7 protein-coding genes are annotated in these 5,856 nt (G+C 40.7%); all 7 read left to right on the forward strand.

Translation table 11 applies throughout. The annotated features are described in order from the left end of the window. Positions 1-232: 232 nt before the first annotated feature. The 7 genes from H7T97_RS10040 (at position 233) to lacD (ending at position 5,701) form a co-directional block, all read left to right on the forward strand. Positions 233-709, forward strand: a complete 477-nt coding sequence (locus H7T97_RS10040; RefSeq protein WP_023918370.1) for a PTS sugar transporter subunit IIA — start codon at positions 233-235, stop codon at positions 707-709. A gap of 35 nt (positions 710-744) precedes the next feature. After that, positions 745-1,050, forward strand: a complete 306-nt coding sequence (locus tag H7T97_RS10045) for a PTS sugar transporter subunit IIB (protein WP_003002828.1) — start codon at positions 745-747, stop codon at positions 1,048-1,050. 94 nt (positions 1,051-1,144) lie between these two features. Then, complete coding sequence (locus H7T97_RS10050) at positions 1,145-2,620, forward strand: PTS transporter subunit IIC (RefSeq protein ID WP_023918369.1); 1,476 nt, start codon at positions 1,145-1,147, stop codon at positions 2,618-2,620. Between the two features lie 201 nt (positions 2,621-2,821). Next, a complete protein-coding gene (lacA, locus tag H7T97_RS10055) occupies positions 2,822-3,247 on the forward strand; it encodes a galactose-6-phosphate isomerase subunit LacA (protein WP_003007724.1) in 426 nt (141 codons plus the stop codon). Between the two features lie 16 nt (positions 3,248-3,263). Continuing rightward, positions 3,264-3,779: a galactose-6-phosphate isomerase subunit LacB gene (gene lacB / locus H7T97_RS10060; protein ID WP_023918368.1), complete on the forward strand. Its 516-nt coding sequence runs from the start codon at positions 3,264-3,266 to the stop codon at positions 3,777-3,779. A gap of 10 nt (positions 3,780-3,789) precedes the next feature. After that, positions 3,790-4,719, forward strand: coding sequence for a tagatose-6-phosphate kinase (locus tag H7T97_RS10065; RefSeq protein WP_023918367.1), 930 nt, complete (start codon positions 3,790-3,792; stop codon positions 4,717-4,719). 1 nt (position 4,720) lies between these two features. Then, positions 4,721-5,701: a tagatose-bisphosphate aldolase gene (lacD, locus tag H7T97_RS10070; protein WP_023918366.1), complete on the forward strand. Its 981-nt coding sequence runs from the start codon at positions 4,721-4,723 to the stop codon at positions 5,699-5,701. Positions 5,702-5,856 lie beyond the last annotated feature (155 nt).

Genomic DNA, 5,856 nt, shown 5'->3' on the forward strand with positions numbered 1-5,856 from the left:
CCTACTCAACTGTGCGGAGGTGGGACGACGAAATCGAATTCTAACGAATTACCGATTTCTGTCCCACTCTCTTTTTACTGATTTAATGATGTTGGAAAATGACGGATAGAAAGCGCTTTAGAATGATATATAAACAAAAATGAACAAATTTAGACAAAAAAAGATTGACAATCAATCAATATAGTGATATACTGAAGCCATAAATAAATAGTTAGATAAGGAGGTGGCAACAATGGGATTAAATCAACTCTTTAACAAAGATCTTGTGTTTTGCCTACATGCCAAGGATCAAACCGATCTCTTTGAGCAGGTAGCAAGCTTATTGGAAGAGCGACAGATTGTGACACCAACCTATCGTTCCGCTTTGATTGAGCGTGAAAAGTCTTTCCCGACTGGATTAGACATGGAATTTCTTGGTAAAGACTTACCAAATGTGGCGATCCCGCACACAGACATTGTCCATAATCTCACTGAGAATGTGGTGGTGGTTCGTTTGGATCAACCGGTAACTTTCCATAATATGATTGCTCCAGATAAGGAAGTTCAAGTTTCACTCTTATTCTTTATTATCAATAATACGAGCTCAAGCCAAACCAATATTTTGGCCCAACTGATGGATTTCTTTACATCCAATGGAAATCTCGAAGCTCTATCAAAATTAGATAGTGAAGATAAGCTTTATCAATACATTACGGAAACTATTTCCTAAAACATTCGTAAATATTTATAATGGAGGACATCCAAATGATTAAAATTTTAGCTGCCTGTGGTGCAGGCGTTAACTCTAGCCACCAAATTAAGAATGCGTTGGAAGAAGAGTTGTCAAACCGTGGTTATGATGTGCGTTGTGACGCTGTCATGGTCAAAGACGTCAATGAAGATTTGATTTCTGGTTATGACATCTTTACTCCAATTGCTGCAACTGATTTGGGATTCGATCCTGGTATTCCAGTGGTAGAAGCAGGACCAATCTTGTTCCGTATTCCAGCGATGAGTGCGCCAGTCTTTGATAACATCGAAGCTGCTATTAAAGAACATGGATTAAGTTAATATTTTTTTAAACACGATTGTAAGCGTTATCCAATTATAAAATTGGGAACGATTAAAGCCTAATATAACAAATTATAAATCGGGAGGATTTATTATGAATGGCATTATTGATTTTGCCAATAAGTTTTTCAAACCCATCCTAGACATGGGTGCACCGATCATCATGTTGATCGTCTTGACTTTATTGGCTCTCTTGTTTGGAGTGAAATTCTCCAAAGCCCTTGAAGGTGGTATTAAACTTGCCATCGCCCTTACTGGTATCGGTGCCATCATCGGTATGTTGAATGGAGCTTTCTCAGCGTCTCTTGCAAAATTCGTTGAGAACACAGGTATTCAATTGAATATCACTGACGTTGGTTGGGCACCTCTTGCGACCATCACTTGGGGGTCTGCCTGGACACTTTACTTCTTGTTGATTATGTTGATCGTCAACGTTATCATGCTTGCTATCAAGAAAACTGATACACTTGACGTCGATATCTTCGATATCTGGCACTTGTCTATCACTGGTCTTTTGATCAAATGGTATGCAGACAACAACGGTGTCAGCCAAGGTCTATCACTCTTCTTGGCAACTCTTGCAGTTGTCCTTGTAGGGATTATGAAAATCATCAACTCAGACTTGATGAAACCAACATTTGATGATTTGTTGAATGCACCAAGTTCATCACCTATGACTTCAACTCACATGAACTACATGATGAACCCAATCATCATGGTCTTGGATAAAATCTTTGACAAATTCTTCCCAGGTCTTGATAAATACGACTTCGACGCTGCTAAATTGAACAAGAAGATCGGTTTCTGGGGATCTAAATTCTTTATCGGTTTCCTTCTTGGTATCGTTATCGGTATCATGGGTACTCCACATCCAGTTGCTGGCGTGCAAGATGCTGACAAATGGGAATTGGTTATTAAAGGTTGGTTGAGCCTTGGTTTGACTGCCGGTGTCTGCTTGGAATTGTTCTCATTGATCGGTTCTTGGTTCATCGCAGCGGTAGAACCATTGTCACAAGGTATTACAAACGTTGCTACTAAACGTCTTCAAGGACGTAAATTCAACATCGGTTTGGACTGGCCATTTATCGCTGGTCGTGCTGAAATCTGGGCTTGTGCGAACGTACTTGCACCAATCATGTTGATCGAAGCAGTGCTTCTTTCTAAAGTCGGAAATGGTATCTTGCCACTTGCAGGTATCATCGCTATGGGTGTAACTCCAGCCTTGTTGGTTGTAACACGCGGTAAATTGATCCGTATGATCATCTTCGGAAGCCTTCTCTTGCCACTCTTCCTTCTTTCAGGAACATTGATTGCACCATTTGCAACTCAATTGGCTAAGAGTGTTGATGCCTTCCCTAAAGGGGTAGCTTCTACTCAATTGATTACTCACTCAACTCTTGAAGGCCCAGTTGAAAAATTGCTCGGTTGGACAATCGGTAACGCAACAACTGGTGATATCAAAGCTATCCTTGGTGTAGTTGTCTTCTTGACATTCTATATCGGAATCTTCGCTTGGTACAGAAAACAAATGATCAAACGTAACGAAGAATATGCTGCAAATGCAAAATAATCGTCATATGTAGTTTGAAAACTGACACCATATCTGTTGTGGATATGGTGTTTTTATTTTAAAAAATGTTCGAAAATAAACAATTTAATGTTGACTTTCGTTCAAAATAGGTGTAATATAATATCAAAAGTAAGAAAATGTTTCTTTGTGAAAATTTAACAACAGGGATATTTGCTGAAACGAACAAAAGGAGGACAGGACATGTCTATTGTAATTGGTGCAGATGCTGCAGGATTAAGATTAAAAGATCTCGTGAAAGAGTTTCTTGTAAAAGAAAACTTTGATGTTGTGGATGTAACTGCTGAAGGTCAAGATTTTGTAGATGTCACACTTGCAGTTGCGAGCGAAGTGAACAAAAACGATCAAAATCTTGGAATCGTAATTGATGCTTACGGAGCTGGTCCATTTATGGTTGCAACTAAAATCAAAGGAATGGTAGCAGCAGAAGTTTCAGATGAACGTTCTGCTTATATGACACGTGGACACAACAATTCTCGAATGATTACCATGGGTGCTGAAATTGTTGGGGATGAATTGGCCAAGAACATTGCCAAAGGCTTCGTCAATGGTAAATACGACGGTGGCCGTCACCAAATCCGTGTCGATATGTTGAATAAGATGTGCTAATGAGAGGAGAATTCAAATGAGAATTGCAATTGGTTGTGATCACATTGTGACAAATGAAAAAATGGCTGTTTCTGATTTTTTGAAATCAAAAGGATATGAAGTACTCGACTTTGGGACTTATGACCATACACGTACCCACTATCCAATCTTTGGTAAAAAAGTCGGTGAAGCTGTAGCAAGTGGCCAGGCAGATCTTGGTGTTTGTATCTGTGGTACAGGTGTTGGGATTAACAATGCTGTTAACAAAGTACCTGGTATCCGTTCAGCCTTGGTACGCGATATGACAACTGCTCTTTATGCTAAAGAGAAATTGAACGCGAATGTGATCGGTTTTGGTGGTAAGATCACTGGTGAATTGCTCATGTGCGATATCATTGAAGCATTCATCAACGCAGAATACAAACCAACTGAAGAAAATAAAAAATTGATCGCTAAGATCCAACATGTGGAAACCCATAATGCTCATCAAGCGGATGCTGATTTCTTTACAGAATTCCTTGAAAAATGGGACCGTGGTGAATATCACGATTAAGAGGTGACGTATGATATTAACGGTCACAATGAACCCTTCGATTGATATTTCTTATCCTTTGGATGTACTCCAGTTGGATACAGTCAATCGTGTAGCTGAGGTGAGTAAGACAGCTGGTGGGAAAGGTCTTAACGTTACTCGTGTACTTTCTGAGATAAAGGATCCAGTGGCAACGACTGGCCTACTTGGTGGTCGGACGGGGCAATTCATTCTCGATCATTTAGGAGAAGGGATAGAGGAACGTTTCTTTGAAATTGCTGGAGATACACGTAATTGTATCGCCATCCTTCACGAAGGCAAGCAAACAGAAATCTTAGAAAAAGGTCCAACCATTTCTGAGAAAGAAGGCCAAGACTTTCTCGACCATTATCGTCACTTGGTTGAACAAGTAGAGGTTGTTGCCATCTCTGGAAGTCTTCCTGCTGGTTTACCAGTGGACTACTATGCTATCCTTGTCAAGATTGCAAGGGAAGCTGGGAAACCAGTCGTACTTGATTGCTCGGGAGCTTCTTTAGAAGCTGCCATTCAAGCAGCTGTCAAGCCTACGGTCATTAAACCAAACAATGAAGAATTATCACAGTTGTTAGGAAAAGAAGTGAGTAAGAATGTGGAAGACTTAAAAGAAGTTCTTCAGGATTCTCTCTTTGATGGCATCGAATGGGTGATTGTCTCCCTTGGTGCAAATGGCGCTTTCGCTAAACATGGGGATGTCTTCTATAAGGTAGATATTCCTAAGATTGATGTCGTCAATCCAGTTGGATCTGGTGATTCGACTGTTGCAGGGATTGCATCTGGTCTCTATCATCATGAGAGTGACGCAGACTTGCTCAAGAAAGCAAATGTTCTTGGAATGTTAAATGCACAAGAAGCACAAACAGGACATGTCAACATGGGGCACTATGATGCCTTGTATCAACAATTAATCGTAAAAGAGGTATAAAATGGTATTAACAGAACAAAAACGCAACTATTTGGAACGTCTCAGCACAAAAGACGGTGTCATTTCAGCTTTGGCCTTCGACCAACGTGGAGCTTTGAAACGCTTGATGGCCAAATATCAAGACACAGAACCAACAGTAGCACAAATGGAAGAATTAAAAGTCCTTGTAGCTGATGAATTGACAAAATATGCTTCATCTATGTTATTGGACCCAGAATATGGTCTACCTGCTACAAAAGCCTTGGACAAAGATGCTGGTCTCTTACTTGCCTATGAAAAAACAGGTTACGATACATCAAGCACCAAGCGCTTGCCAGACTGCTTGAACCTTTGGTCAGCAAAACGCATCAAAGAACAAGGCGCAGATGCTGTGAAGTTCTTGCTCTACTATGATGTAGACAGTGCAGATGAACTCAACCAAGAAAAACAAGCTTATATCGAACGCATCGGTTCAGAATGTGTGGCAGAAGACATTCCATTCTTCCTTGAAATCTTGGCTTATGATGAAGGAATTGCAGATGCAACCTCTGCTGAATATGCGAAATTGAAACCTCGTAAGGTGATTGAGGCTATGAAAGTCTTCTCAGATCCTCGTTTCAATATCGATGTCTTGAAAGTGGAGGTTCCAGTTAATGTGAACTTCGTGGAAGGATTTGGAGAAGGAGAAGTTGTCTATAGTCGTGAAGAAGCAGCTGCTTTCTTCAAAGAACAAGAAGAAGCAACCAACCTTCCATACATCTACCTCAGTGCAGGTGTATCTGCAAAACTCTTCCAAGAAACCTTGGAATTTGCTCATGCATCTGGTGCAAACTTCAACGGCGTTCTTTGTGGACGTGCGACATGGGCAGGTTCAGTAGAAGCTTACATCAAAGATGGAGAAGCAGCTGCTCGTGAATGGCTTCGTACAGAAGGGCGTCAAAATATTGAAGAATTGAACGCAGTCTTGGATAAAGTAGCAACACCTTGGACAGAACGCGTATAAGATTCAATGATGATTGCCTCCTAAAGCAACAGTTAGAGAGTGGGACAGTAATCGGTCATTCGGTAGAATTCGATTTCGTCGTCCCACCTCCGCACAGTTGAGTAGGGCTGTAAAAGCTGATGAAATCAGCGTAGTAGAGCCCACTCAACCACTGC

It is taken from the genome of Streptococcus parasanguinis (genome assembly GCF_016648925.1).
Taxonomy (GTDB): domain Bacteria; phylum Bacillota; class Bacilli; order Lactobacillales; family Streptococcaceae; genus Streptococcus.